The following is a 24020-nucleotide window of genomic DNA, read 5'->3' on the forward strand; positions in this document are numbered from 1 at the left end:
TACCGGCGTCGGCATCGGAGCAGCCGGACAGTGCGCCCGGGTGAGCGCGGAACGGCCGTCGCCGCTACCCTTGACCACCGTGACCCACGCGCGCGAGCAGTTGATCGAGCACATCAAGGCCGATGCGGTCTTCCACGGCGACTTCACGCTGACCAGCGGGAAGCAGGCCTCCTACTACATCGACCTCCGCAAGGTGAGCCTCGACCACCGCGTCGCGCCCCTGATCGGCCAGGTCATGACCGAACTCATCGCGAGCGTCCCGGACGTCGACGCCGTGGGTGGTCTGACGATGGGCGCCGACCCGATCGCGAGCGCCGTGCTGCACCAGTCCGCGGCACGTGGCGGCTCGTACGATGCCTTCGTCGTCCGCAAGGAGCCCAAGGACCACGGCCGCGGCCGTCAGGTCGAGGGCCCCGACGTCCGCGGCAAGCGCGTCATCGTGCTCGAGGACACCTCGACCACCGGTGGGTCCCCGCTCAAGGCCGCCGAGGCGCTCGAGCGCGAGGGCGCCGTCATCGCCGCCGTCGCCGTCGTCGTCGACCGGGACACCGGCGCCAAGGAGAAGATCGAGGCGGCCGGCTACCCGTACCTGGCGGCGATCGGGCTGGCCGACCTGGGGCTGTCCGCGTGACCGAGGAGCGTCCGGAGGGGCGCGACGAGTCCGACCGGTCGGTCGCGCCCGAAGACGGGGGCGACGGACAGGAGGCTCGGCGCGGTCCCGACCCGGACGCTCCGTTCCACGGTCTCCGCAGTGCGGCGGACATCTTCGGCGCGCCGATCACCGAGGAGGAGTGGCCGTCCCGCCGTGAGCGTCGTGAGGCTGAACGTGCCGCTCGGCAGGCGGGACAGCCGGAGCCGGAGCCGTTCACGGCCCCCGCGTCGGTACCGGCCTCCGCGCCGCAGGCCGACCACGAGCACGACGACGTCGTTCACGAGCTCGACGACGTCCGTCACGGGCAAGCCGACGACGTGCACGGGCAGGCCGATGCCGCGGCGGAGCCGGACCCCGCGGCGACCCAGGCCATCTCGATGCCCGAGGAGCTGGCGCTGCCGGGTGGTGTCGCGGGCCGGGTGCCGCCGCCCGCCGCCGTGCCGCCGGTGTCGAACGCCCCGGACCCCCGCGCGATCTCGCTGCCCACCGCCCGGTCCGATCGTGACCTCCGTGCTGCCGAGGCCCGGGCGATCGAGGACGAGCGCCGCCGCACCGACCCGGACGGCGTCGGTCGTGACGACGTCGACTGGCTCGGCCGTGCCCGTCCGACCGCGGGCGTTGACGGCGGGACGCCGGTGCCGCCCGCGTTCCACGGTGGTCCCGACGCGCAGCCGGTCGGGGTGCAGGGCGCGCTGCCGCCCACGTCCGAGCCGCCGACCTTCACCGAACTCCTGCGTCTCGGGGACGACGTCGATGCCGCGCCGCAGGCCGACCGTCCGTTCGACTGGTCCCTGCTGGACGACCAGACCGGCGAGGTCCCGACGACGCTGACCCGTGACGCGTTCGACACGAACCTCGTCGCGGCGGACTCCTGGGCGACGGGCGCCCCGGTCGCTGCCGAGCCGGTCGTCGATCCGGTCGTCGAGCCCGCTGCGGTCGTTCCGACGGAGCCGGCCCGCCAGTCCGGTCAGGGCACGGTCCCCGAGCACGACCGCACCGATGAGCGCACCGATGAGCGGACGACCCCCTCCGGCTCGAGCTGGTCCCTGAGCGACGACGCGGCCCGCACCGGCGAGGTGTTCCCCGGTGACGTCGAGGTCGTCGTGCACGACACGGCCCCCGGCGACGACGACTTGGCCGACGACGACTTGGCCGACGACGACCTCGCCACCGTCGACGACCATGACGACGACGACGACCTCGACGACGACCGCGGCGCGGCCCCCACCGCCGCGTTCTCGCCGCGCTCGGCCGCAGCCGTCCCACCGCCCTCGGTGCTGCCGACGCCCGCGGTCCCGTGGTGGGAAGCCGAGGACGACGACACCGACCGACGCTCGGCCGTCCCGCCGCTCGTCGAACCCCAGCGCCAGCCCGAACGCCAGGCCCAGCGCCAGCCCGAACGCCAGGCCCAGGCCGGGCCGCAGCCGCGCGGCCCGGAGTCGTCCGCCCCTCGTCAGGACCCGACCCCCGCGTGGCCGATCCCGGACTGGCAGACGCCCACGCCCGCTCCGACGGACCCGTCGTTCCGGCTCGACGGCGGCGTCGACGGCGCGCACGGCCCGGCTCCCGAGGACATCGACCAGTCCGAGTGGCAGGGCCGTGAGACGAGCGACACCGGCGTCATCAAGGACCTCTTCGGCACCGAGGCGATCCAGCAGCTCCGTGACGCCGACGCCTCCCGCCCGGAGGACACCAGCACCCGGATGATGCCCGCCGTCGTCGCGCCGCAGGCCGGTGCCGCCGCGGACGGCCCGGGAGCAACCGGCGCCGACCGCGACAACTTCATCAACGAGGGCTTCGCCCGCCTGCAGAACGAGGGGCGCCGGGGCAAGCAGCTCCTGGTCTACGGCTCGATCGCGATCATCGTGGTGCTCCTGCTCCTCGTGCTGCTCATCACCTCGTGGATCCGCGGCAACACGATCGACGAGCACCCGGCCTCGCCGTCGAGCAGCCCGGCCGCGGCGCTCTCGGTGCAGCCACCGGCCGCACCACCCGTCACCGGAGACTGACCGCACGCACCACGTGACGGACGGGAGGCTCCCCACCCGCTGGTGGGGAGCCTCCCGTCCGACGGTCGGTCGCAGGGCGCGACCGTGATCCGGTCAGGACGCCGCGGGGACGGCCGCCGAGACGTCGGTGAGCGTCTGCAGCTCCTCGGTGCTGAGGTCGAGTTCAGCCGAGGCGAGGAGCGCCGGCAGCTGCTCCGTGTTGCGCGCCGAGGCGATCGGGGCGACGACGTCCGGCTGCGCCTGCAGCCAGGCGAGCGCGACCGTGGCGATCTCGGCGGAGTGCGCCGCCGCGATCTCGGACAGGGCGTCCACGACGGCCAGGCCCTGGTCGGAGAAGTAGCCGGAGACCTGGCGCTCGCGGTCCTTGCCGACGAAGTCCTCCTTCGTCCGGTACTTGCCGGTCAGGAACCCGGCGGCGAGGGCGAAGTACGGCACGACGCCCAGGTGCTCCCGCGCCGCGAGCGGTGCGATGTCGGACTCGTACGGCTCGCGGTTGACGAGGTTGTAGTGCGGCTGGATCGCGACCGGCACGGCCAGGTCGTGCTGCTTCGCGATCCGGATCCACTCCGCGGCGCGCTCGTCCGAGTAGTTCGAGATCGCGGTGTGGCGGACCAGGCCCTCGCGGACGAGCTGGTCGAATGCGCGGACGGTCTCCTCGAGCGGGGTGTCCTGGTCGTCGGCGTGCGCGTAGTAGAGGTCGATCCGGTCGGTACCGAGCCGCTGCAGGCTCGCACGTGCGGCCTTCGCGACGTTGTCCGCCGACAGCCCGGGGAACTGCGGGTGCTGCGACACCTTCGTCGCGATCGTCACGTCGTCGCGCTTGCCGGACGCGGCGAACCACGATCCGATCACGGTCTCGGACTCGCCGCCGGAGTTGCCCTCGCCCCACGCGGAGTACACGTCAGCGGTGTCGACGAAGTCGCCGCCGGCACCCGTGTAGGCGTCGAGGACCCGGTGCGAGGCCTCCTGGTCCGCGGTCCAGCCGAAGACGTTGCCGCCGAGGGCGAGGGGGAAGACGGTGAGGTCGCTGGAGCCGATACGGGGCATGGTGGAGTCCTTCCAGGTCGGTACGATCTGGTCCACGCTATGCCCCTCGCCGGGCTGCCACTCAGGTGCGCGGGGTGAGGTGGAGGAGCCATGCCGACGCTCGCCTCGTACCTCTCCGACCCCCGTCCCGCCGTCCGACTCCGGGCGGTGATGGCCGCCGGGACCACGCCGTCCGTGGACGAGCTCGACGTCCTCGTGGCGCAGTGCGCGGTGGAGCCGGACCTGCAGGTGCGGGAGATGCTCACGTGGGCGCTGGTGCGCTTCCCGGCCGACCTGGTGGTCCCGCGGCTGCTCGACGAACTCGACCGTCCGGAGGCGCAGGCGCGGAGCCAGGCGCTGCACACCCTCTCCAAGATCCGCGACGGGTCCGTGTACCCGGAGGTGGCGCAGCTGCTCGGCGACGTCGACCCGGGTGTCGCCCGGACCGCGTGGCGTGCCGCGGTGTTGCTCGCCCCCGAGGACGCCCGGCCCGCACTCGCCCGCACGCTTGCGGTGCAGCTCGGGCACGGGGACGCGGAGACCCGCCTGGCGCTGAGCCGTGCGCTCGCCGGGCTCGGGGCGGACGTCGCGTCGCCGGTGCTGGCCGCGGCGGCGGAGCACCGGAACCCGGACGTGCGGGAGCACGCGGCGGAGACGGCGCGGCTGCTCGAGGACCCGGACGCGGGGTCGGCGCTGGCGCTCGCGCGTGCCCGGCGCGAGGTCGCCCTCGGGCGGACGCGGTCCGCGAAGGGCTGACCGGGCGGTCCGGCGCGGCGAGACGGGCGGTCCGGCGGGACGGGCGCGACAGGCGCGACGGGCCTGAGCACGTGCCTCCCGAGATAGCGCAACACGCCGCAGGCAGCCGCCGTGGATGCAGGATCCGCGCATCTCGGGTTCCGAGATGCGCGGATCGCGGCATCTCGAGGGCCGCCGCCCGCGCGTGTCAGCGCGGCGGGCGCGTCAGCGCGGCGCGCGCGTCAGTGGGGCGCGTCGGGCGTCAACCAGATGGCCGTCGCGGCGGCGGCCGGGAGGTCCACCATCGCCTCCGCCCCGCCGGCGTCACGCCGCGAGACCGCCACCACCCCCGCGTAGTCCCGCACCTGCTCGACCCGCAGGTGCGTCCCCAGCCCGACACCGAGCTCGTCGAAGTACCGCAGCAGCGCCGGGTCGTCGTCCGAGACCCGCTCGACGGTTCCGCAGACGCCCGGGTCGACCGTGCCGAGGAGCGCCCCGGGGGAGTCCGGCACGACGCCGTCCGCGCCGGGGATCGGGTCGCCGTGCGGGTCGTGCGTGGGGTGCCCGAGGTCGGCGTCGACGCGGTCGAGGAACGTCTCCGACACGGCGTGCTCGAGTGCCTCGGCCTCGGTGTGCACCTCGTCCCACGAGTAGCCGAGTCGTTCGACCAGGAACGTCTCGATGAGCCGGTGCCGACGGACCATGGCGACGGCGGCCTGCTGCCCCAGCGGGGTGAGGACCACGCCGCGGTACAGCGTGTGCTCGATGAGCCCGTCGCGGTCGAGCTTCCGGAGGTTGCCCGACACGGTCGAGGCGGACACGTGCAGGGCGGCCGCGATGTCCCGCGTGGCGAGACCCCCTTCGCCGCCGCGTTCGCCGGCCTTCCAGACCAGCTTGACGTAGTCCTCCGCCATGGTGCTGAGGGAGGGCAGGCGCATGCGCCAATGGTACGGCCGACCCTGGTACAACCGTGAGGTGACCCCCGTGCAACCTCCCGCCGTCCGTCGCCGTCGACGGTGGTGGCCGGTCCCGCCGTCGCTGCTCGTCGGCATCGCCCCGCTGGTCCTCTTCGCCACCTACAGCATCGTCCGCTCGCGACCGAGTGACGACTACGACTCGCTCGGCCTGACGACCGACAGCGTCCTGCACGACCTGGTGGTGCCGGAGTCGATCGTCGCCGCGGTCCTCGTGGTGGTCGTCACCGCGCTCGGCTGGTGGCGGATCGCGACCGTCGACCCGACGCGTGGTCGACCGCGCTGGACGATGCTCGCACCGATCCTCGTCCTCGCGGTGTGCATCGGACGGCTGCCGCTGGTGGACTGGGCGGGGAAGTCGGTGGACTACTTCCTGCTCCTCACCGTCGGCGTGCTGCTCGTCGGGGTGTTCGAGGAGCTGCTGACCCGCGGCGTCCTGATGGTCGGACTGCGGCGACGACTGCCCGAGGTCGGAGTGTGGCTCGCGTCGTGCGCCCTGTTCGGGCTGCTGCACTTCGTCAACGTCCTGGCCGGGGCCCCGGTCGACCAGACGGTGGTGCAGGTGGTGTTCGCCGCCTCGTTCGGGTCGACGCTGTACCTGGCGCGACGCCTGACCGGAAACCTGCTCGCCCCGGTGCTGCTGCACGCGTTCTGGGACTTCGGGGCGATCGCGGTCAGTGCCTCACGGGGCGCTGGGCTCGACTTCTTCCTCGTCGGGCTGCTCGGTCTGGCTGCGTTCGCGGTGCTGCTGCTCGGCGTCGTCGCCGGAGCACTCGTCGCCTGGCGGGACGACCGCGCCTGGCGGTTGCGCCGACGGTGGCGGACCGTGACGGCGATGGACCGGCTCTAGATCTCGACCTCGTACGGCTCCGTGTGCAGGAGCTCGTGCACGCCCGCGATGACCTCGCTCGGCCGGAACGGGTACTTGTCGATCTCGGCCTGGTCGCTGATCCCGGTCATGACCAGGACGGTGTGCAGCCCCGCCTCGATGCCCGCCTGCACGTCGGTGTCCATCCGGTCGCCGATCATGCCGGTGTTCTCGGAGTGGGCACCGATCCGGTTCATCGCCGAACGGAACATCATCGGGTTCGGCTTGCCGACCACGTAGGGCTGCTTGCCGGTGGCCTTCTCGATCATGGCGGCGATCGCCCCCGTCGCGGGCAGGACGCCCTCGGCGCTCGGGCCGGTCGCGTCCGGGTTCGTCACGATGAAGCGCGCGCCGTCGCGGATCAGGCGGACGGCCTTCGTGATCGCCTCGAACGAGTAGTTCCGGGTCTCGCCGACGACGACGTAGTCGGGGGCGGTCTCGGTCATGATGAAGCCCGCCTCGTGCAGGGCGGTCGTCATGCCGGCCTCGCCGATCACGAACGCGGAGCCGTTCGGCATCTGCGACGCGCAGAAGTCGGCGGTCGCCAGGGCCGAGGTCCAGATGCGCTCCTCGGGCACGTGCAGTCCCGACTGGCGCAGTCGGGCGCTGAGGTCACGCGGGGTGAAGATCGAGTTGTTCGTCAGGACGAGGAACTCGGTGCCCTGGTCCTGCCACTGCCGGATCAGCTCGGGGGCGCCGGGGAGCGCCTGGTTCTCGTGGACGAGCACGCCGTCCATGTCCGTCAGCCAGCACTCGACGTCGTCGCGGGATGCCATGGGGTCAGCGTAGTGCGGTGGACTCGCCCGGTCGGGCGTGTGCGGCCGGGCGGCGTCCGGACGGGAGGCGCGGCGGACGCACCGTACGCTGGTCACGTGACCCAGGGCCTCCCGTCCGGCGACCTGCCGGAGCCGACGCCGGCGCTCCCACCCACCCACGAGGCGACGACGCACGGCGTCGGACCGCACCCGCGGCCGTGGCCCGAGGGCCCGCAGTACGACCCGGAACTGCTCGAGCACGGCGACACGCGCAACGTGGTCGACCGCTTCCGGTACTGGAGCATGGCGGCGATCGTCGCCGACCTGGACACCCGACGACACAGCTTCGACGTGGCCATCGAGAACTGGCAGCACGATCTGAACATCGGGTCCATCGTCCGGACCGCCAACGCGTTCCTGGCGGGGACCGTGCACATCATCGGACGTCGCCGCTGGAACCGCCGCGGGGCGATGGTGACCGACCGGTACCAGCACGTGCGGCACCACGAGGACGTCGCCGCGTTCCTCGCGGTCATGCGCGCCGAAGGGCGTCCGGTCGTCGCGATCGACAACACGCCCGGGGCATCGCGCATCGAGACGGCGGAGATCCCGGCGCGGTGTGTGTTCCTGTTCGGGCAGGAGGGGCCGGGTCTGACCGACGAGGCCGTCTCGGGCGCGGACGGGCACCTGGAGATCACGCAGTTCGGGTCGACCCGGAGCATCAACGCCTCGGCGGCGGCGGCCATCGTCATGCACAGCTGGGTCGTCCGGCACGCGGAGCTCCCCGCCTGAGGGGGTGGCGGGGCGGCGGGGCGTCGGGGTGTCTCGCCGCTCGCGTCCCGTCGAGGTCGCACGACTCGCCGCTCGCGTCCCGTCGAGGTCGCACGATGTGCGCATCTCCGGCCGCGAGAGCGCACGATGTCGCGACCTCGGCGAACGGAGCCGGGCGTGGCGACGGGCGGCGGGCGTGGCGAACGGGGCCGGGCGTGGCGAACGGAGCCGGGCGTGGCGGCGGGCGGCGGGCGTGGCGAACGGGGCCGGGCGTGGCGAACGGGGCCGGGTGCTCGGGCGTCCGGGCTAGCGGCGCGCGGTCGTCCGACGGGCGACGAGCCTCGGCTCGACGAGCACCTCGGTCGTCGGCAGCGTCGGGTCCGCGATGCGCTCGAGCAACCGGGCGCCGGCACCCCGGCCGATGTCGATGCTCCGGTCGTCGATGCTCGTGAGACCGACGTACCGAGAAGCCGCGATCGGGGTGTCGTCGTACCCGATCACCGAGACGTCCTCGGGGACGCGGAGGCCTCGATCGGCGATCGCGGACATCGCGCCGAGGGCGGTCACGTCGTTCGCCGCGAACACGGCCGTCACGTCGGGGTGCTCGTCGAGCAGCCGGTGGGTGCCGCTGACGCCGGTCTCCTCGGTGACGTCGGCAGCCAGCACGACGGCCACCCCGGTCACGTCGTCGCCCACTCCGGCGGCGACGTCGATCCCGGCGCGCCAGCCCTCGAGTCGGGCGTCACTCGCGGCCGACCGTCCGCCGACGAAGCCGAGCCGGACGTGTCCGAGCTCGACGAGGTGCCCGGCAGCCATCCGGCCACCGGCCAGGTCGTCGTTCGCCACGGTGTCGGCCCGCGGCAGCGCTGCCCGTCCGCCGGCGACGACGACCGGGGTGCCGGCAGGGACGACGAGGTCCGGGTCCGGTTCGCCGGCGATCACCAGCCCCTCGACGCGCATGGACAGGAACCCCTCGACGGGGGACACGTCGAGCCCGGTGTTGAGGAACCGGTCCGCGACGACGAGTCGGTGTCCCTGGTCCTGCAGCGACTCGCGGAGGCCGGTGAGCAGGTCGACGAACCACTGGTTCCGGAAGTCGTCGAGCACCACGCCGATGGTCCGCGAGCGCGTGCCGGCGAGTGACACCGCCGCCGTCGAGGGGCGGTAGTCGAGCTCCTGGATCGCCGCGAGGACCGCTGCCCGACGCTGCTCGCTCACCCGCGGGGAACGCTGCAGCACGAGGGACACGAGCGACTTCGACACCCCCGCGCGAGCGGCGACGTCGTAGATCGTCGCGGGCTTGGTGTTCCCCATCGTCATCCTCGACCTCCGGCTGCGCACCCGCCGGGTGCGTCCCCTCGATCGTACCGCTGTCGCGCTCCACGCCCGGGGGCGGGCAGCGCGGGCCCGGTCGCGAGCAGAGGGGCTGTCACCTCACCATCGCCGTACGCGAGGGGGCACCGGAAAGCGATCGCTCGCAAGCTGTGGGGTTTCACATGGTGTTGTCCGGGTCGCCCGCTCTAAGTTCATGTCCGTAGGGAGAACAAATGCAAAAGCACTACAGAATTGCGACTGCAACATTCTTGTCAGTTGTCGCGATCGGGGGGGTGGTGGGTTGCTCGGGTCATCCTGGAGCAACTGCTCACACGACATTGAGCGCGAAGGCCCCGATCGATCCGTTGGTCCGGATCACCGACAAGTCGGACGACTTCTACAGCGACGCACAGCCCGTGGTACACGAGCTCGGCCGCGGAACGAAGACGTTCGACATCGGCGGGCTCCCGGCTGGCACGAAACGCATCACGTTCTACGTCTCGTGCGCCCCGGACAGTCACTACGAGGTCACCATGGGGAAGACGTTCGCCGGTCCGTGTGAACGGATCGTCGGGAACAGCGGCGGCATTCCTCTCGACGGTGGGGGCGACGCACACGTCACCGTGAAACTGCCGGCCCAGACCCAGTTCTGGCTGGTTGGTATTCCTGACGAAGATTGACTGGAAAAAAACAGGGGGAACAATTGAAGAAGATCATTGCAGTGTCGGTCCTGGCGGCTGCGCTCGTGGGTATCGGTGGGACGGCTGCCCACGCGGACACAACGGACGGAACGGACACGCCCGTGTCCACCGACACGACGGACGGAGCGGTGTTCTCCGAGTCGGGTGACGAGCAGACGCTGACCGATCCGCCGACGACGGGCACGGGGTGGACGAGCCCGGTGACGCATCCGGGAGACACGACGAACAGTCAGTGCGAGGGCGGCGTCACGTTCTACAAGGCGACGAACAACTCGACGACGTTCACGCAGGCGAGCGGTCGGGACTCGTCCGTCACCGGGAACAGCGGCATCACGCTCACCATCAGTCGGTCGACGACCTTCGGGGTGACCGGGACGTTCAGCGCCACCACGAGTGTGTCGGTGACCGCCGGCATCGCGGCGGTGAAGCAGGACTACGGCTGGTCCGTGGCCGTCAACAAGTCGGGCACCTCGTCGTCGAGCGGGGCGTGGAAGGTCCCGAACAGCTACAAGATCGGACGTCTGTCGATCGGCGCGCTGAAGCACCGCGGCTCCGTCCAGCAGTTCGTGCAGAACCGTGCGTGCAAGAACGTCGCCACCGGCAGCGCGGCGACGTACAACGTTCCCGAGAACGGCTGGAGCTTCCAGCACAGCAAGGTCTCCTGACCGCTGCACACGACGGGTGCCGCACCCCGGAGGGGTGCGGCATCCGTCGTGTCCGGGTCGCCCGGGAGCCCGCCCGGGTCAGCCGATCAGGCTCGGCCGCAGGTCCCGCAGCGTCCGCGTCCGCGTCTGCCGCGCCGTGACGACGTACGACACGAGCAGCGCCCCGAGCAGCCAGCAGAGCAGGACGCCGGCGTCGCTCCACGCCGTGGCGAGCGACCCGCCGTACATCGTCTGCCGGATCGCGTCGACGGAGTACGTCATCGGCAGCGCGAAGTGCAGCGCGGCGAGCGGCCCCGGCAGCGTCTGCCACGGGAACGTGCCGCCCGCGGTGACGAGCTGGATGAGCATGAGCACCAGCCCGAGGAACTGGCCGACCGAGCCGAGCAGCACGTTGAGCGTCATGATGATCGCCGCGAACGTCGCCGATGCCAGGACCATGATCCCGACCGTCCCACCGGCGTGCACCACGTCGAGGTCCAGCGCGTACCGGACGATGAGGAACAGCGCCGCCATCTGCACGACTCCGAGGAGCGCCGGGGTCAGCCAGCCGCCGAACACGACACGCAGCGGGCGTCGGACGGCGGTGATCGCGCGCTTCGAGATCGGCTTGAGGATGAGGAACAGCGCGTACATGCCGATCCAGGCGGCCAGCGAGATGAAGAACGGAGCCAGGCCGGCGCCGTAGTTCGACGCGGCGGCGACGTTGTCGTCGCCGACCTTCACCGGGTCGGAGATGACCTTCGCCTGCGAGGCCCGCTGGGACGCGGTCGACGCCGGGATCTCGGTCCGTCCCTCGTCCAGCTGGGACGCCAGTTCCGAGGAGCCGGACTCCAGCGAGTGCAGGCCGGTGGCGAGGGACTTCGCACCGGCGTCGGCCGACGCCGCTCCGCTGGCGAGCTGCGACGCTCCCGAGGACAGCTGCGGGGCCGCTGCGGCGAGCTCCTGCGTCCCGCCGGCGACCTGCGCGGCGCCGTCGGACAGGGTCGACGCCCCGGAGGCGGCGGTCGCGATCCCGGAGGAGAGCGCCGGTGCCGCGTCCGCCAGGGTCGCGGCTCCCGCCGACACCTGCTGCGCGCCGGCGCTCAGCGTGTCGATCTTCGCCGTGGTGTCGCCCAGCTGCTGCTTGGCGTCCGTCCCGGCGCTGTTCGCCTGCTGCACGGCCGACGTCACGGTGGCGGTGAGCGCCTGCTCCTGCTCCGGCGTGAGGGTGACGCCCTCGGGCAGGTTCGACGTGATGTCGGCGATGACGGTGTCCGCGTCGAGTGGCTGGATCGCCTGCACGGTCGTGTTCGCCGCGTCCACCTGCTTCGCGAGCTCGGCGTTGCCGGCCGCGACCTGCGCCGCTCCGTCCGCGAGCTGCCGGGTCTGGTCCGGCAGCGCGGCCGTCTGCTGCTGCGCGGACCGGAGGCCCGTGGCGAGCGAGGCGGCACCGCTCGCGACCTGCTGCGCGCCGGAGTCCAGCGTCGCGGTCTGCGCGGGCAGCGCGGCCGTGCTCGACGCCAGGGTGGAGGCACCGGAGGAGAGCTGCGCGGTACCGGACTCGAGGGTGTCGGCCCCGTTCGCGGCGGTCGTCGCACCGGAGGCGAGCTTGCCTGCCCCGTCGACGGCGTCGCCCAGACTGTCCCGCACGTCGGCGAGCCCGACGAGCAGGGTGCTGGCGGCCTCCTTCCCGACACGTTCGGCGACGGCCGTCCGCATGGTCTTGCCCGCCTGCTCCGCGATGGTCGAGGCGAGGTAGGAGTTCGTGTCCGCCGTGGTCATCACGAGTTCCGCGCGCTTCGGGTGGTCGGACTGCGCCGAGGCCAGGGACTCCGAGAAGTCGTGCGGGATCGTCACCACGAAGTCGTAGGTGCCGTTGCGGACACCGGAGCGTGCGTCGGCGGCGGTGGTGCGCTTCCAGTCGAAGTCACCGCCGTCGATGGCCTGCTCCGCGACGTCCTTGCCGTAGTCGACGTGTTCGCCGTCGAGGGTGGCGCCGGCGTCCTGGTCGACGATCGCGGCCGGGACCTGGTCGAGCTTGGCGTAGGGGTCGCGGTTGGCCCAGAGGTAGGCGCCGCCGTACAGCAGTGGCACGCACATCAGTGCGATGAACGCCAGGCGGGCGAGCGGGGTGGCGGTCAGGCGCGCGAGTTCGGCGCGGACGAGCGAGGGGATGGTCACGAGCGGGTCTCCAGGGGAGCGGTGGCGTCGGTGGTGTCGGTCGGCAGGCCGATGTCGGGCCCGCCGGTCCGGGTCGCGTCCTCGGGACCCTCGGTGGTGCTGGTGCTGGTGTCGTCGCTGGCGTCGAGCGGCTCGTCGGCGATCGTGTCGAGCAGCGCCGAGGCCGTCTCCGCCGCGGCCTTCGAGGTCACGAGCACGACGGTCACCCCGCGTCGGGCGATCTCACGGACGACGGCGAACCAGTCCGCGACCGCCCCGCCGTGCCGCTCCGGCGACGTGACCACGAGCCCGGTGACGTCGGGCCGCAGGAGTGCCAGTTCGGCGAGCAGCCGCACGCGGACGTCCGTCGGCACGCGCTGCACGTGGGTGTCGGCCCAGCTCGTCATGCCGAGCTCGTCGAGCACGGTCGCGACGTCGCCGCGCGAGGGCCGGCATCCGGCGAACGCGAGCTCTTCGTGCACGATGCGCTTGAGGCTCATCACCGGGAACGGCTCGGCGACGCCCGGGGTGTCGACGAGGGCGAACGCGCGGCGGATGCCCGCGGGGTCGTCGTGTCCGTCGAGCAGGACCCGTCCGGTGTCGGGCTTCATCCGGCCGCCGGCGACCAGGGACGCCAGCACGGGTGCCTGCTCGGTCTCGACGGCGACGATGCCCGGGTGACCGGGGGCCGCGACGGCGCTGACGGCGGGGAGCGCGGCGCCGGGTCCGGTGCCGATGCCGACGGCGGCGAGTTCGAGCGTCATGCGGGGTCCTCCGGGAGGGTGGCGGGGAGAGCGAGCAGGGCGGTGCGCCAGTCGACGCCCGCCATGCCGAGGGCGGAGAGGACGACCATCCGGCGGCCGGCGTCGTCCGGTGTGGCGGAGCGGGTGGCTTCGTCGAGGACCGCCAGGCACGCACCCTCGACCAGGCGGCCGAGGGTCGCGGCGTCGACGTCGTCGCGCATGGTGCCGTCGGCGATGCCGAGGGCGCACGCGTCGCGCACCTGCTCGCGGAGCGGGGCGAACACGGCGGCGACGGTCTCGACGAGGGGTCCGCGGACGGCGATGACCGCCATCGAGCGGACGTGCGAGACCTCGGTCCAGAGAGTCACCGCGATCGCGGCCAGCCGGGAGGCCGGGGGCAGGTCGGCGAGGGCGGCTCGGCTGGGCATCGCGGCCAGGATGCGCTCGGCGCCGCCGGTGACGACCTCGCGCATGAGGTCGTCGCGGGAGGGGAAATGTCCGTAGATCGCACGTCGGGACAGTCCGGCGTGCGCGGCGATCGACTCGAGCGACGCGTCCGGATCCGCCTGCAGGAGGGTCCGTGCAGCCTGGACGAGGGCGGCCCGGTTCTCGGTCGCGTCCCGTCGTGGCGCGCGTGCGGGCCGGTCCGTGGTGGTCATGCACCCATCGTAATAACCTGCACACCGGTGTGCAACTTCGGAGAACCACAGGTTCTGTCCTCTGAACTGCCGACTCCCTGCGCTGGGAACGAGCACATAGCTTCATCTGGACTTCACCCGGAGTTCGGACAACCCAGGAGCGTGCTGCGTGCCACGTGCGACACCACCCACCATCCCTTCCCGTCGGTACCGCTCCCCGCGACTGCTGACCTCGATCGTCGCCGTCGCGGCGCTGGCCTGCGGCGGACTCGCCGTTGGTGGTGCGGCCTCCGCGGCACCGGCCACCGCCGCCTCGGCCGGCCTCAAGCTCTCCGCCCCGCTGCGGAACGCGTCCCCGACCACGACGGTCAGCGCGTTCGTCCGCACGACCGGCGCCGGCGCGCTCGAGGTCGACGCGCAGGCCAAGGGCGGCGACCTCACCCGCTCGAAGACCCCGTCGTCCGCCGCGAAGAGCCGGCTCGCGACGATCCGTTCGACCAACGCGAAGGTCCTCAGCGCCGTCAAGGGCGCCGACCGGAAGGCCGCCGAGCTGTACTCGACCGAGTACACCGTCCCCGGCGTCGCGGTCGTCGCCGACGTCGCGGCCTTCAGCGAGCTCGCGAAGCGCTCCGACGTGCTGAGCATCGCCCCGCTGCTGCCGAAGAAGGTCGTCGAGCCCGAGCAGCGCACGTCGGCGGGCGCCGCACCCTCGGGCGTCGACCCCGACCTCGCGAAGCCCGGTGCCGACGGCGTCGCGCCGAAGAACGCCGCGAGCGACCTGTACACGAAGGCCGTCGACGCCTGGACCCAGACCGGACACACCGGCAAGGGCGTCAACGTCGCCGTGATCGACACCGGCCTGGACTACACGCAGGCCGACTTCGGCGGTCCGGGCACCACGGCCGCCTACCAGGAGGCCCTCGCCAGCACCGGCGCCCCGGCCTCGAGCTGGTACGACCCCTCGAAGTTCCTCGGCGGCTACGACTTCGCCGGCCCCACGTACAACGCGGACCCGACGGACCCGGACGCCTACGACCCGGTGCCCGCGCCGGACGCCAACCCCATCGACGGCAAGGGCGGCGACCACGGCACCCACGTCGCCGGTACCGCCGCCGGCTTCGGCCTGGACGCGGACAAGACGACCTTCCGCGGTGACTACTCGACCCTCACCCCGCAGCAGGTGCAGGACATGTGGGTCGGTCCGGGCAGCGCCCCGCAGGCCGGTCTCTACTCGCTCAAGGTGTTCGGCGACGAGGGCGGCTCGACCGACCTGACCGGTGCCGCGCTCGACTGGGTCGGGCAGTCCCTCACCGAGGGCAAGAGCATCAACGTCATCAACCTGTCGCTCGGTTCCGACTACGGCGCAGCCGACGACCCGGACAACGCCAAGATCGACGCGCTCACGGCCCGCGGCGTGCTGCCCGTGATCGCTGCGGGCAACGCCGACGACTTCACCGACATCGGGGGTTCGCCGGGCAACTCGGCCGGCGCCCTGACCGTCGCCGCTGCCGCGACCGGACAGAGCCTCTTCGACGGTGTCGAGGCGACCGCCCCGGCGGACGTCGCCAAGACCTGGCGCGCGCAGTACTCGCAGAACCACCAGGGCCCGCTCCCCGTCGAGGGCGACGTCGTCGTCCCCACCACGGACATCGACGGCTGCACGGCCTTCAGCGCCGACCAGGCCGCCGCGATCGCGGGCAAGGTCGTCTGGCTGAAGTGGACCGACGGCGCCCTCGAGTGCGGTTCCGGTGCCCGCTTCAACAACGTCCAGGCGGCAGGCGGCATCGGCGTCCTCCTCGCCGGCACGGTGAACACCTTCGACTCGGGCATCGCGGGCAACGCGACCATCCCGGGTGCGGAACTGACCCGTGAGAGCGTGACGGGCCTCCAGGCCGCGGCGAAGGCCGGGACCCTGCACGTCCGGTTCGCGGACGAGCTCAAGGGCTTCCAGCTCGCCACGGACGCCGAGACGGTCAACACCCTGGCGTCCTTCAGCAGCCGCGGTGAGCACGGTTCCTACGGCGACGTCGTCAAGCCGGACATCGCCGGCCCCGGCGTCAACGTGATCTCGGCCGCCAACGGCACCGGCGACGACCGTCTGTCGCTCAGCGGCACCTCGATGGCCACCCCGCACGTCGCCGGCGTCGCCGCGTTGGCGTTCGAGGCCCACCCCGGCTGGACGGCACCGGAGATCAAGGCAGCGCTCATGAACACGGCCACGCACGACGTGCGCCAGAGCGCGAAGGACGGCCAGTCGGCGACCCTGCTCCGCCAGGGCACCGGTCGGGTCGATGCCCTCCAGGCCGTGCAGGACGGCACCACCGTCCGCAGCCAGGAGAACGGGCAGCTCGTCACGGCCTCCTTCGGCGTCGTCGAGGTCGGCGCGGCGACCACCGAGAAGCGCACCCTGCTGGTGCGCAACACCTCGGCCACCGCGCACACCTACCGCGTCGCGTACGAGTCGCGCATCGCGCAGCCCGGCGTCGTCTTCACGCTGAGCACCGACACGGTCACCGTCCCCGCCGGCGGCACCGCCACCGTCACGGTCACCATGACGATGGCCGACCCGACGCTCCTGCGGAAGGTCATCGACCCGACGCAGGTCGCGGTCGAGGGCGGCACCCCGCGGGAGTTCGTCCCGGCCGCCACCGGCCTGGTCACGTTCACCCCGGCCGCCGACGGCGTCACGCCGCTGCGACTCGGCGTCTACGCCGCGCCCGAGCCGGTCAGTGCACTGCACGCGGACGACGTCGTGTTCTCCGGCAAGGCGCGCACCAGCACCATCACGATGGAGGGCCGCGGCCTGTCCCAGGGAACCGGCACGACCGGCTACCGGGCACTCGTCGCACCGTTCCAGCTCGGTGGCACGGACCCGCAGGAGTCGTTCCCGGACGGCACCGCGAAGCAGACGCTCCGTGGCGCGGACATCCGTGCCTACGGCGCCAACTCCACGGCGCTCGGCCTGGCCGACAAGTCGAAGGGCCTGGTGTCGTTCGGCGTCCAGACCGACGGGGCCGAGTCGAACCCCGGCCAGTCGAACACCGTCGACGTGCTCATCGACACCAACCGTGACGGTGACCCCGACTACCTGACCTACGACACCAAGTCGGCGACGGCGGACGTGACGGTCGTGACGACGCTCGACCTGCACCAGAAGGACCCGAAGAAGCAGGTCGTGGACACGCGCCCCCTCGGCGGTGTCGCAGCCGGCGTCGACGTCAACACGTTCGACTCCGCGGTCAAGGTGCTGCCGGTGTCGCTCGCGGCACTCGGGTACACGGCGAAGTCGAAGACCGCGGTGTTCGACTACTCGGTCGTGACCGAGTCGTCCTACTCGCCGACGCTGCCCATGGCTGCGTCCTCGGTGGTCGACGAGACGAAGGTCGCGACCTACAACGCCTTCCAGCCGGCGGTGTCGTTCACCGCGAACGGGGCGTCGAGCCTGACGTACCCGGACACGGCGATCAAGGTCATCCGGGCCTCGGCCACCTCGACCTCGGCGAAGGTGCTGCTCCTGCACCTGCACAACGCGCCGGGCGACCAGGCGGACCTGCTCAGCACGACCTCGGTGACGCCGAAGCTCGCGCTGGTGTCCGGCCGTGTGGTCGTCACCGGCTCGCTGAAGATCCGGGCGAACCTGAAGTCGCACACCGGCACCTGGAACGCGGACGGCGTCACGTTCACGTACAAGTGGCTGCGCGACGGCAAGGACGTCGGGGTGTCGCGGTCGACCTACAAGACCGGGCCGAAGGACGTCGGACACCGGATCTCGTTCGTCCTGACCGCGAAGAAGTCCGGGTACGAGACCGCTTCGGTCACCTCGCCCCAGACGGGCAAGATCACGAAGTAGCACCGACAACAGCACAAGTGCGAGACGAGCGGGCGGTCCGGGAACGGGCCGCCCGCTCCGTCGTGTGACGTGGTGTGCCGTGGACCACCGGTGGGAAGTGCGCCTACAGGACACGTAGTTAGACGAACTAGGTACTTCGTGCCAGTGTTACAGCATGCGAACGAACAGCCTGGTGCAGCTCCGGCAGAACCCGATGGAGTGGCGTCGCCGCGGCCTGACCCCGCCGGACGTCATCCGGGCCATGGTGGAGGAGCGCCTCGCCGAACCCGGTCACACCCAGGTGGTCGGAGACCCCTCGTACGCGGACTTCTTCCGCGGCTGACGCCGCTCGGTCGCGACGCGACCACCTGCATGACGGGAGGCCCGGTACCAGCTGGTACCGGGCCTCCCGTCATGCAGGTGCTGACTGGTCGTCAGTTGCCGATCTTGTCGTCGGCAGCCTTCTCGGCCTTGTCGATCTGGTCGCCGTGGCCACCGCCGGTGGCCTTGTCGGCCGCGCCAGCGGCCTTGTCCAGGCCGGAGTCGCTGGCCTTCTCGCCCTTGTCGCTGTTCGCGAAGTCCTTGGCCTTGTCGCTGAGGTCGCTCATGGTGTTCCTTCCGTTCGTCGGATCACTGACGGGGTCGAGCGTGCTCGGACGGCCATCCGTGCACGTCCAGGCGTGCGCTGGCCGGATGCCGTCAGCGGCTCAGGCGTCGGGACGCTCGTCGGCGGCCTCGCGCCCGCGGTCGGTCTCGGGCATGACGTCCTGCGGGGCGCTCTCGACCGAACCGATGCCGCCGTCGGTGAGCTGCTCTGCCTGCTGGGTGTCCAGCAGGCGGTTCATGTCGTCGATGGGGTCGCTCATGGTGGTTCCTCTCGTCGGGGCGGTCGTCGTGCTCCTCCAGCGTGCTCCGGAGGGCCACCGCTCTCCACAGCTGGCGTCATGCCGGTGACGTGGAGATGACCAGTCGATAGACTCGGGTGGACCACCGGCCCGGACGGCCGTGTGCGGTCCTCCGCCAACGTGAGGAGAACCAGATGCCCGCAGCAGTCATCATCGGCGCCCAGTGGGGCGACGAGGGCAAGGGGAAGGCCACCGACCTCCTCGGTTCCCGCATCGACTACGTCGTGAAGTTCAACGGTGGCAACAACGCCGGACACACCGTCGTCGTCGGCGGCGAGAAGTACGCGTTGCACCTGCTGCCCTCGGGCATCCTCACGCCGGGCGTCACCCCGGTGATCGGCAACGGCGTCGTCGTCGACCTCGAGGTCCTGTTCCAGGAGCTCGACGCGCTGAAGGCCCGCGGTGTCGACGTGTCGAAGCTCCGCGTCTCGGCGAACGCCCACGTCATCACGCACTACCACCGCACCATCGACAAGGTGACGGAGCGCTTCCTCGGCAAGCGCCAGATCGGCACCACCGGTCGTGGCATCGGCCCGACCTACGCGGACAAGATCAACCGCGTCGGCATCCGCATCCAGGACATCTTCGACGAGAACATCCTGCGGCAGAAGGTCGAAGCGGCCCTCGACCAGAAGAACCACCTGCTGGTCAAGGTCTTCAACCGCCGTGCGATCGACGCCGAGGAAGTGGTCGAGTCACTGCTGTCCTTCGCCGACCGCCTGCGTCCGATGGTCGCCGACACGGCGCTGGAGATCCACCGGGCCCTCGAGCGGGGCGAGACCGTCCTGTTCGAAGCCGGCCAGGCCACCATGCTCGACGTCGATCACGGCACCTACCCGTTCGTGACGTCGTCGTCCGCGACGGCCGGTGGCGCCGCCACGGGGTCGGGGATCGGCCCGGGCAAGCTCGAGCGGATCATCGGCATCGTCAAGGCGTACACGACCCGCGTCGGCGCCGGCCCGTTCCCGACCGAGCTGTTCGACGAGTCGGGGGAGTTCCTCCGCGCCAACGGCTTCGAGTTCGGCACCACGACCGGCCGCCCACGTCGCTGCGGCTGGTACGACGCCCCCATCGCCCGCTACACGGCACGCATCAACGGCGTGACGGACTTCGTGCTGACCAAGCTCGACGTCCTCACCGGCCTCGAGACGATCCCCGTCTGCGTGGCGTACGAGGTGGACGGTCAGCGCGTGGACGAGGTGCCCGTGTCCCAGTCGGACTTCCACCACGCCAAGCCCGTGTACCAGGAGTTCCCCGGCTGGTCCGAGGACATCACCGGCGTCCGGACCTTCGAGGACCTGCCGAAGAACGCGCAGGACTACGTGCTGGCGGTCGAGGCGATGTCCGGCGCGCGGATCTCCGCGATCGGTGTCGGCCCGGGGCGTGACGCGATCGTCGTCCGGCACGACCTGCTCGGGCAGGGCTGAGCGTGCGGATCCTCTTCGTCTGCAGCGGCAACATCTGCCGGTCGCCGCTCGGTGCGCAGGTGCTGCAGGAGCGTCTCGGTCCGGCCGCCTCGGAGCACGTCATCGAGTCGGCCGGCACCATCGCCGACGACGGCGCCGTGATGGACGGCGCCGCCGCCGAGCAGTCCGTCCGGCTGGGCGGACATCCGGAGGCGCACCGCTCCCGCTACCTGACCGAGCAGATCGCCCGGTCCGCGGACCTGGTGCTGACGGCCGAGCGCTCCCACCGAGCCGCGGTCGTGCAGCTCACGCCGCGGGCCGCCAAGCGGGCGTTCACGATCAAGCAGTTCGCGCGGGTGCTCGGCGGCCTGGAGCCCGGGGACCTGACGGACGTGCATTCGCCGGAAGCCCTGGTCGAACGGGTCGCCCGGCTGCGCGGGACCGTGCCGCCGCCCGCTGACCCGGCAGACGACGACGTGGACGACCCCTACCGTCGCTCGGAGTCCACGCACGTGCGGGTCGCGGACGAGATCAACGCTGCGCTGACGACCATCGCCGACGCCCTGCGCGCGGTGTCCTGAGGCCTGGCCGCCCCGAGACGCCCCGGACGCCCCGGACGCCCCGGTACGCCCGAGACGCCGCCGTGTGCCCGAGACGCCCCCGTACGCGCGAGACGCCGCCGAACTCCGCGGCGTCTCGGCACTTCGGCGGCGTCTCGCGTCGACGCGGGCGTCTCGCGTCGTACCCCGTCCGGCCGTCGTCCGGATGACGAGTACCCCGATCGGCCCTGCTGTACCCCGAACACCGGGGGACGAAGCCCGGAGTTCCGGGCTTCTCGGATGAACATCCGGGGCTGAACCCGTGAATCGACGGGCCTCGCTGTCGATCGGCGCGATCGGTGTCGTAGCGTTCACGTACTGCACCACGTACCCCGAACACGACAGGAGAGCGCGATGACCACGACCATCAACCGGACCGCAACCGGGACCGACGTCACCCTCGACACCGAGACCGTCGACATCGTCGCCGTCCTGGAGGCCGAGGCCGCCACCAGCGCCCGTGCCGCCCGTGCGAAGCTCACCTGGACCCTCGAGGGCGACGACGAGTGGGTCGCCAACTACGGCGGGTACTTCGGCGGCTCCGTCGACAAGCGCGACAGCCGCTACGTCGCCTCGGACACCTTCGGCCTGGTCGTCGGCGACTTCACCTCGCTCGAGGACGCGCAGACGGCGCTCGCCGGGCACCTGCACGTGATGCTCCCGTCGGTCATCCGCCCGACCGCGTAGCGCTCCCCGCTCCACTGACGACGCCCCACCGGCTCCGGCCGGTGGGGCGTCGTCGTGTCCGGAGCGTGTCCCGGGTCACTCCGGCAGGCGGTAGCTCCCGACCGTGATCGCGTGGGCGCCCTGCCCGGCGAGCACCCGGACGACAGCGTCGGCGCGGGCGCGGTTCGGCACCGAGTCCTTCGCCGCCCAGGAGGCCAGAGCCGACTGCAGTTCGTGGTCGTTCGTGACGATGCTCGTCGTCACGGTGCCGCTGCGGTCCTCCGGCTGCACGAACGTCGCCGCCGAGGGCGCCGAGTAGAAGACGCAGGTGTCGAACCAGGTGCGGGACACCCCGGTCTGCTCGTCGACGAAACGAGCGAGCCGTCGGGCCTGCTGCCGCACCTGCTGCGCCGGCGACGCCCCCTTCGCCTGGACCCGGACCTGCCACCAGTTCTCGGCCTCCTCCTCACCGTTGAGGACCGTGCGGCTCCGCACCTGCACGGCGAACGGTGGCACGAGGGACGATTCGTCGACCAGGTTCCGGAACGCCGGGTGCACCTCGCTCGGACGGCGTCCGTCGAACACGATGCCGCCCCAGCGCTTGTTCTCGATGACCAGACCGCGACCGGACTCGGACACGAGCACGTGGTCGGCCTGCGCGACGAACTTCCGCCACGGACCCTGCTCGGTCTCACCGACGGGGACGAACACGACGTTCGTCATCAGCACCCCGCTCACCCCGGCGGCACGGCAGGCCCGGAGGACCGCCTGTTCGGACGCCTCCTCCCACTTCATGCCTCGACGGGCGAGCGCGCGGCTCTCCTCCGCCTCGGTGAGGGCATCGCGCCGAGCAGCGTCGGCCGCCGCGACCTGCGCCGCCCGGTCGGCCTCGAGCCGCGCGGTGGCGTCCCGGTGCTCCGCCTCGCGCTGGGCGAGTTCCGCGGCACGCGCCCGTTCGGCGGCGTCGAGCTCGGAGCGGGCAGAGGTCTGGTGTCGCCGCAGGAGGACCGCCAGGACGACCACCACGACGGCGAGCCCCCCGGCGACCAACCACGGCACGAGGTCGCTGGTCATGCCACCACCCCACCACGGGCCACGGCCTGGAGGCGCGTGGTGCGTCGGCGCGTCCTCGTCACCTCCGCCGTCAGTACGGTGGGCGCATGACGCAGCGGGGTTCGACGTGGGGGTTCTGGCTCTGGGCGATCAGCGGCGTCGTCGTCTCGATCGCGGCCGGGGTCCTGCTCGGCGCGTGGTTCCGCATCGCTGCCGCCGTCACCATCGGATGGGGTGTGTTCGCCGTCACCGCCTTCCCCACGCGAGCGCGGTTGGACGTGCGGCAGCCGTGGCTCTGGGGGTTCTCGGCCGCGATGCTGGTCCTGCTCATCGGGGTCTCGCTGCTGCTCGGTGCCGTCGGTCTCAGCAACGACGAGCGGACGGACAGCCCCCTCCCGGGCGCAGTCCTCGGTGGGGTCCTGACGGCAGCGGGCGCCCTGTCACTCCTCCTCGGTCGGGCCTGGCGGCGTCGCAGGGCGGTCGACGCCGAGGTCGAGCGGCACCGCACGGAACAGCGGACGGCGGACCCCGCCGATGACCCGGCCTGACCCTCAGTCCGCCGAGGCCGAACCGGCGAACCGGTCCGTCGTCTCGAGCAGCGCGTCGAGGATCCCCGGCTCGTCGAACGCGTGTCCGGCGTCGTCGATGAGTCGGAACTCCGCAGACGGCAGCGCCCGGTGCAGGTCCCACGCGGTGACGGCCGGCGTGCACATGTCGTAGCGCCCCTGCACGATGACGGTCGGGATCTCGCGCAGCCGGTCGGCGTCGCGGATCAGCTGGCTGTCCTCGAACCAGCCGTCGTGGGTGAAGTAGTGGTTCTCGATCCGGGCGAACGCCAGCGCGTACGTCGGGTCCGCGTACCGGGCGACCAGGTCCGGTCGGGGCAGCAGCGTGATCGAGGCAGCCTCCCAGCTCGCCCAGGCGACCGCGGCGGGTCCGTGCACGGCTGGGTCCGGGTCGGCCAGCAGTCGTTCGAACACGCGGACCAGGCCGCCGGGCTGCCGTTCCTCGGGTGCCAGGGGAGCGAGGTACCCCTCCCACAGGTCGGGCAGCACGTTCGCGGCCCCGCCCTCGTAGAACCAGTCGATCTCGCTCGACCGCAGGGTGAAGATCCCGCGGAGCACGAGTTCCGTGACCCGCTCCGGGTGCGTCTCGGCGTACGCCAGGGCCAGGGCCGACCCCCACGACCCGCCGAACACCTGCCACGCGTCGATCCCCAGGTGCGCGCGCAGTCGCTCGATGTCGCCGACCAGGTTCCAGGTCGTGTTCGTGGACAGGTCGGTGGCCGGGTCGCCGGCGTGCGGTAGGCTGCGGCCGCAGTTGCGCTGGTCGAACAGGACGATCCGGTAGCGCGCCGGGTCGAACAGCCGGCGGTGGTCGGGGGAGCAGCCGGCACCCGGTCCACCGTGCAGGAACACGACGGGCTTGCCCTCGGGAGCGCCGCACTCCTCCCAGTAGACCTGCTGGCCGTCGCCGACGTCGAGCAGGCCGGAGCGGTTCGGTTCGAGCGGTGGGTACAGCTGGCGCACGGGGGCCTTTCGGACGGGGGAAGACGGGGTGGGTATGGCTCTT

24 protein-coding genes are annotated in these 24020 nt (G+C 72.0%); 13 read left to right on the top strand and 11 right to left on the bottom strand.

Features of this window, described 5'->3' with window-relative positions; all coding sequences use genetic code 11:
* Positions 1 to 79 precede the first annotated feature (79 nt).
* Positions 80 to 631, top strand: coding sequence for an orotate phosphoribosyltransferase (gene pyrE, locus DEJ33_RS07405; protein WP_111194627.1), 552 nt, complete (start codon positions 80 to 82; stop codon positions 629 to 631).
* Positions 628 to 2661, top strand: a complete 2034-nt coding sequence (locus DEJ33_RS07410; protein ID WP_111194595.1) for a hypothetical protein — start codon at positions 628 to 630, stop codon at positions 2659 to 2661. Before pyrE ends, DEJ33_RS07410 begins: the two co-directional genes overlap by 4 nt.
* Positions 2662 to 2754: 93 nt before the next feature.
* Here the strand turns inward: DEJ33_RS07410 and DEJ33_RS07415 are convergent, their stop codons facing one another.
* The gene (locus DEJ33_RS07415) at positions 2755 to 3708 is read right to left on the bottom strand and encodes an aldo/keto reductase (RefSeq protein ID WP_111194596.1); all 954 of its coding nucleotides are present in this window, start codon (positions 3706 to 3708) and stop codon (positions 2755 to 2757) included.
* A 90-nt stretch (positions 3709 to 3798) separates the two neighbouring features.
* On the opposite strand from DEJ33_RS07415, the gene DEJ33_RS07420 reads away from it, so the two are divergent.
* Positions 3799 to 4443: a HEAT repeat domain-containing protein gene (locus DEJ33_RS07420; RefSeq protein ID WP_111194597.1), complete on the top strand. Its 645-nt coding sequence runs from the start codon at positions 3799 to 3801 to the stop codon at positions 4441 to 4443.
* Between the two features lie 221 nt (positions 4444 to 4664).
* Here the strand turns inward: DEJ33_RS07420 and DEJ33_RS07425 are convergent, their stop codons facing one another.
* Complete coding sequence (locus DEJ33_RS07425) at positions 4665 to 5360, bottom strand: metal-dependent transcriptional regulator (RefSeq protein ID WP_110905266.1); 696 nt, start codon at positions 5358 to 5360, stop codon at positions 4665 to 4667.
* 46 nt (positions 5361 to 5406) lie between these two features.
* On the opposite strand from DEJ33_RS07425, the gene DEJ33_RS07430 reads away from it, so the two are divergent.
* Positions 5407 to 6246 carry a CPBP family intramembrane glutamic endopeptidase gene (locus DEJ33_RS07430; protein WP_181437266.1) on the top strand — a complete coding sequence of 280 codons (840 nt, stop codon included), beginning with the start codon at positions 5407 to 5409 and terminating at the stop codon, positions 6244 to 6246.
* Here the strand turns inward: DEJ33_RS07430 and DEJ33_RS07435 are convergent.
* A complete protein-coding gene (locus DEJ33_RS07435; protein WP_111194599.1) occupies positions 6243 to 7040 on the bottom strand; it encodes an HAD-IIA family hydrolase in 798 nt (265 codons plus the stop codon). The two genes, DEJ33_RS07430 and DEJ33_RS07435, sit on opposite strands and share 4 nt — an antisense overlap.
* Positions 7041 to 7136: 96 nt before the next feature.
* Here DEJ33_RS07435 and DEJ33_RS07440 point away from each other — a divergent pair, with 96 nt between their 5' ends.
* On the top strand, positions 7137 to 7811 hold the full coding sequence (locus DEJ33_RS07440; protein ID WP_375342145.1) for a TrmH family RNA methyltransferase: 675 nt from the start codon (positions 7137 to 7139) through the stop codon (positions 7809 to 7811).
* Between the two features lie 285 nt (positions 7812 to 8096).
* Here the strand turns inward: DEJ33_RS07440 and DEJ33_RS07445 are convergent, their stop codons facing one another.
* Complete coding sequence (locus DEJ33_RS07445; protein WP_111077506.1) at positions 8097 to 9104, bottom strand: LacI family DNA-binding transcriptional regulator; 1008 nt, start codon at positions 9102 to 9104, stop codon at positions 8097 to 8099.
* Positions 9105 to 9337: 233 nt separating this feature from the next.
* Here DEJ33_RS07445 and DEJ33_RS07450 point away from each other — a divergent pair, with 233 nt between their 5' ends.
* Both DEJ33_RS07450 and DEJ33_RS07455 read left to right on the top strand, forming a co-directional pair.
* On the top strand, positions 9338 to 9784 hold the full coding sequence (locus tag DEJ33_RS07450; RefSeq protein ID WP_146242558.1) for a hypothetical protein: 447 nt from the start codon (positions 9338 to 9340) through the stop codon (positions 9782 to 9784).
* A 23-nt stretch (positions 9785 to 9807) separates the two neighbouring features.
* Positions 9808 to 10470: a hypothetical protein gene (locus tag DEJ33_RS07455; protein ID WP_146242559.1), complete on the top strand. Its 663-nt coding sequence runs from the start codon at positions 9808 to 9810 to the stop codon at positions 10468 to 10470.
* A gap of 78 nt (positions 10471 to 10548) precedes the next feature.
* Here DEJ33_RS07455 and DEJ33_RS07460 read toward each other — a convergent pair whose 3' ends face one another.
* Genes DEJ33_RS07460 through DEJ33_RS07470 form a run of 3 tightly spaced genes read right to left on the bottom strand, consistent with a single transcriptional unit; the run spans position 10549 to position 14011 of the window.
* The gene (locus tag DEJ33_RS07460) at positions 10549 to 12630 is read right to left on the bottom strand and encodes a YhgE/Pip domain-containing protein (protein ID WP_111194601.1); all 2082 of its coding nucleotides are present in this window, start codon (positions 12628 to 12630) and stop codon (positions 10549 to 10551) included.
* Entirely contained in the window at positions 12627 to 13373 is a 747-nt protein-coding gene (locus DEJ33_RS07465; RefSeq protein WP_111194602.1) for a hypothetical protein, read from the bottom strand. Before DEJ33_RS07465 ends, DEJ33_RS07460 begins: the two co-directional genes overlap by 4 nt.
* A complete protein-coding gene (locus DEJ33_RS07470) occupies positions 13370 to 14011 on the bottom strand; it encodes a TetR/AcrR family transcriptional regulator (protein ID WP_111077511.1) in 642 nt (213 codons plus the stop codon). The genes DEJ33_RS07465 and DEJ33_RS07470 overlap by 4 nt, the downstream gene beginning before the upstream one ends.
* A 148-nt stretch (positions 14012 to 14159) precedes the next feature.
* Between DEJ33_RS07470 and DEJ33_RS07475 the strand changes: the two genes are divergently transcribed.
* Together DEJ33_RS07475 and DEJ33_RS16890 are read left to right on the top strand one after the other, a co-directional pair.
* Positions 14160 to 17840, top strand: a complete 3681-nt coding sequence (locus DEJ33_RS07475) for a S8 family serine peptidase (RefSeq protein ID WP_111194603.1) — start codon at positions 14160 to 14162, stop codon at positions 17838 to 17840.
* Between the two features lie 154 nt (positions 17841 to 17994).
* Positions 17995 to 18162: an acetyltransferase gene (locus tag DEJ33_RS16890; RefSeq protein WP_146236833.1), complete on the top strand. Its 168-nt coding sequence runs from the start codon at positions 17995 to 17997 to the stop codon at positions 18160 to 18162.
* A gap of 91 nt (positions 18163 to 18253) precedes the next feature.
* On the opposite strand, the gene DEJ33_RS07480 is transcribed toward DEJ33_RS16890, so the two are convergent.
* Together DEJ33_RS07480 and DEJ33_RS17170 are read right to left on the bottom strand one after the other, a co-directional pair.
* The gene (locus tag DEJ33_RS07480) at positions 18254 to 18427 is read right to left on the bottom strand and encodes an Rv0909 family putative TA system antitoxin (RefSeq protein ID WP_111077513.1); all 174 of its coding nucleotides are present in this window, start codon (positions 18425 to 18427) and stop codon (positions 18254 to 18256) included.
* Positions 18428 to 18526: 99 nt separating this feature from the next.
* Positions 18527 to 18685: a hypothetical protein gene (locus tag DEJ33_RS17170; protein WP_181437267.1), complete on the bottom strand. Its 159-nt coding sequence runs from the start codon at positions 18683 to 18685 to the stop codon at positions 18527 to 18529.
* Between the two features lie 173 nt (positions 18686 to 18858).
* Here DEJ33_RS17170 and DEJ33_RS07485 point away from each other — a divergent pair, with 173 nt between their 5' ends.
* From DEJ33_RS07485 to DEJ33_RS07495, 3 genes are all read left to right on the top strand, one after another.
* Entirely contained in the window at positions 18859 to 20151 is a 1293-nt protein-coding gene (locus DEJ33_RS07485; protein WP_111077514.1) for an adenylosuccinate synthase, read from the top strand.
* A gap of 2 nt (positions 20152 to 20153) precedes the next feature.
* On the top strand, positions 20154 to 20711 hold the full coding sequence (locus DEJ33_RS07490) for a low molecular weight phosphatase family protein (RefSeq protein ID WP_181437268.1): 558 nt from the start codon (positions 20154 to 20156) through the stop codon (positions 20709 to 20711).
* 372 nt (positions 20712 to 21083) lie between these two features.
* A complete protein-coding gene (locus DEJ33_RS07495; RefSeq protein ID WP_111194605.1) occupies positions 21084 to 21416 on the top strand; it encodes a hypothetical protein in 333 nt (110 codons plus the stop codon).
* Positions 21417 to 21491: 75 nt separating this feature from the next.
* On the opposite strand, the gene DEJ33_RS07500 is transcribed toward DEJ33_RS07495, so the two are convergent.
* Complete coding sequence (locus tag DEJ33_RS07500) at positions 21492 to 22469, bottom strand: hypothetical protein (protein WP_111194606.1); 978 nt, start codon at positions 22467 to 22469, stop codon at positions 21492 to 21494.
* A gap of 86 nt (positions 22470 to 22555) precedes the next feature.
* Here DEJ33_RS07500 and DEJ33_RS07505 point away from each other — a divergent pair, with 86 nt between their 5' ends.
* Entirely contained in the window at positions 22556 to 22996 is a 441-nt protein-coding gene (locus DEJ33_RS07505; protein ID WP_111194607.1) for a hypothetical protein, read from the top strand.
* A gap of 3 nt (positions 22997 to 22999) precedes the next feature.
* Here the strand turns inward: DEJ33_RS07505 and pip are convergent, their stop codons facing one another.
* Positions 23000 to 23977 (bottom strand): prolyl aminopeptidase, encoded by a 978-nt coding sequence (gene pip, locus DEJ33_RS07510; protein ID WP_111194608.1) that lies wholly within the window; start codon positions 23975 to 23977, stop codon positions 23000 to 23002.
* Between the last annotated feature and the right edge of the window lie 43 nt (positions 23978 to 24020).

This window comes from Curtobacterium sp. MCPF17_047 (genome assembly GCF_003234045.1).
Classification (GTDB): domain Bacteria; phylum Actinomycetota; class Actinomycetes; order Actinomycetales; family Microbacteriaceae; genus Curtobacterium.

Coding starts and splice junctions, on each gene's coding strand:
- DEJ33_RS07450 (WP_146242558.1), top strand. CDS start 9,338: ATGCAAAAGCACTACAGAATTGCGACTGCAACATTCTTGTCAGTTGTC.
- DEJ33_RS07485 (WP_111077514.1), top strand. CDS start 18,859: ATGCCCGCAGCAGTCATCATCGGCGCCCAGTGGGGCGACGAGGGCAAG.
- DEJ33_RS07505 (WP_111194607.1), top strand. CDS start 22,556: ATGACGCAGCGGGGTTCGACGTGGGGGTTCTGGCTCTGGGCGATCAGC.
- DEJ33_RS07500 (WP_111194606.1), bottom strand. CDS start 22,469: ATGACCAGCGACCTCGTGCCGTGGTTGGTCGCCGGGGGGCTCGCCGTC.
- DEJ33_RS07445 (WP_111077506.1), bottom strand. CDS start 9,104: ATGGGGAACACCAAGCCCGCGACGATCTACGACGTCGCCGCTCGCGCG.
- DEJ33_RS07470 (WP_111077511.1), bottom strand. CDS start 14,011: ATGACCACCACGGACCGGCCCGCACGCGCGCCACGACGGGACGCGACC.
- DEJ33_RS07435 (WP_111194599.1), bottom strand. CDS start 7,040: ATGGCATCCCGCGACGACGTCGAGTGCTGGCTGACGGACATGGACGGC.
- DEJ33_RS07425 (WP_110905266.1), bottom strand. CDS start 5,360: ATGCGCCTGCCCTCCCTCAGCACCATGGCGGAGGACTACGTCAAGCTG.
- DEJ33_RS07415 (WP_111194596.1), bottom strand. CDS start 3,708: ATGCCCCGTATCGGCTCCAGCGACCTCACCGTCTTCCCCCTCGCCCTC.
- DEJ33_RS07480 (WP_111077513.1), bottom strand. CDS start 18,427: ATGAGCGACCTCAGCGACAAGGCCAAGGACTTCGCGAACAGCGACAAG.
- DEJ33_RS07465 (WP_111194602.1), bottom strand. CDS start 13,373: ATGACGCTCGAACTCGCCGCCGTCGGCATCGGCACCGGACCCGGCGCC.
- DEJ33_RS07495 (WP_111194605.1), top strand. CDS start 21,084: ATGACCACGACCATCAACCGGACCGCAACCGGGACCGACGTCACCCTC.
- DEJ33_RS17170 (WP_181437267.1), bottom strand. CDS start 18,685: ATGAGCGACCCCATCGACGACATGAACCGCCTGCTGGACACCCAGCAG.
- DEJ33_RS07420 (WP_111194597.1), top strand. CDS start 3,799: ATGCCGACGCTCGCCTCGTACCTCTCCGACCCCCGTCCCGCCGTCCGA.
- DEJ33_RS16890 (WP_146236833.1), top strand. CDS start 17,995: ATGCGAACGAACAGCCTGGTGCAGCTCCGGCAGAACCCGATGGAGTGG.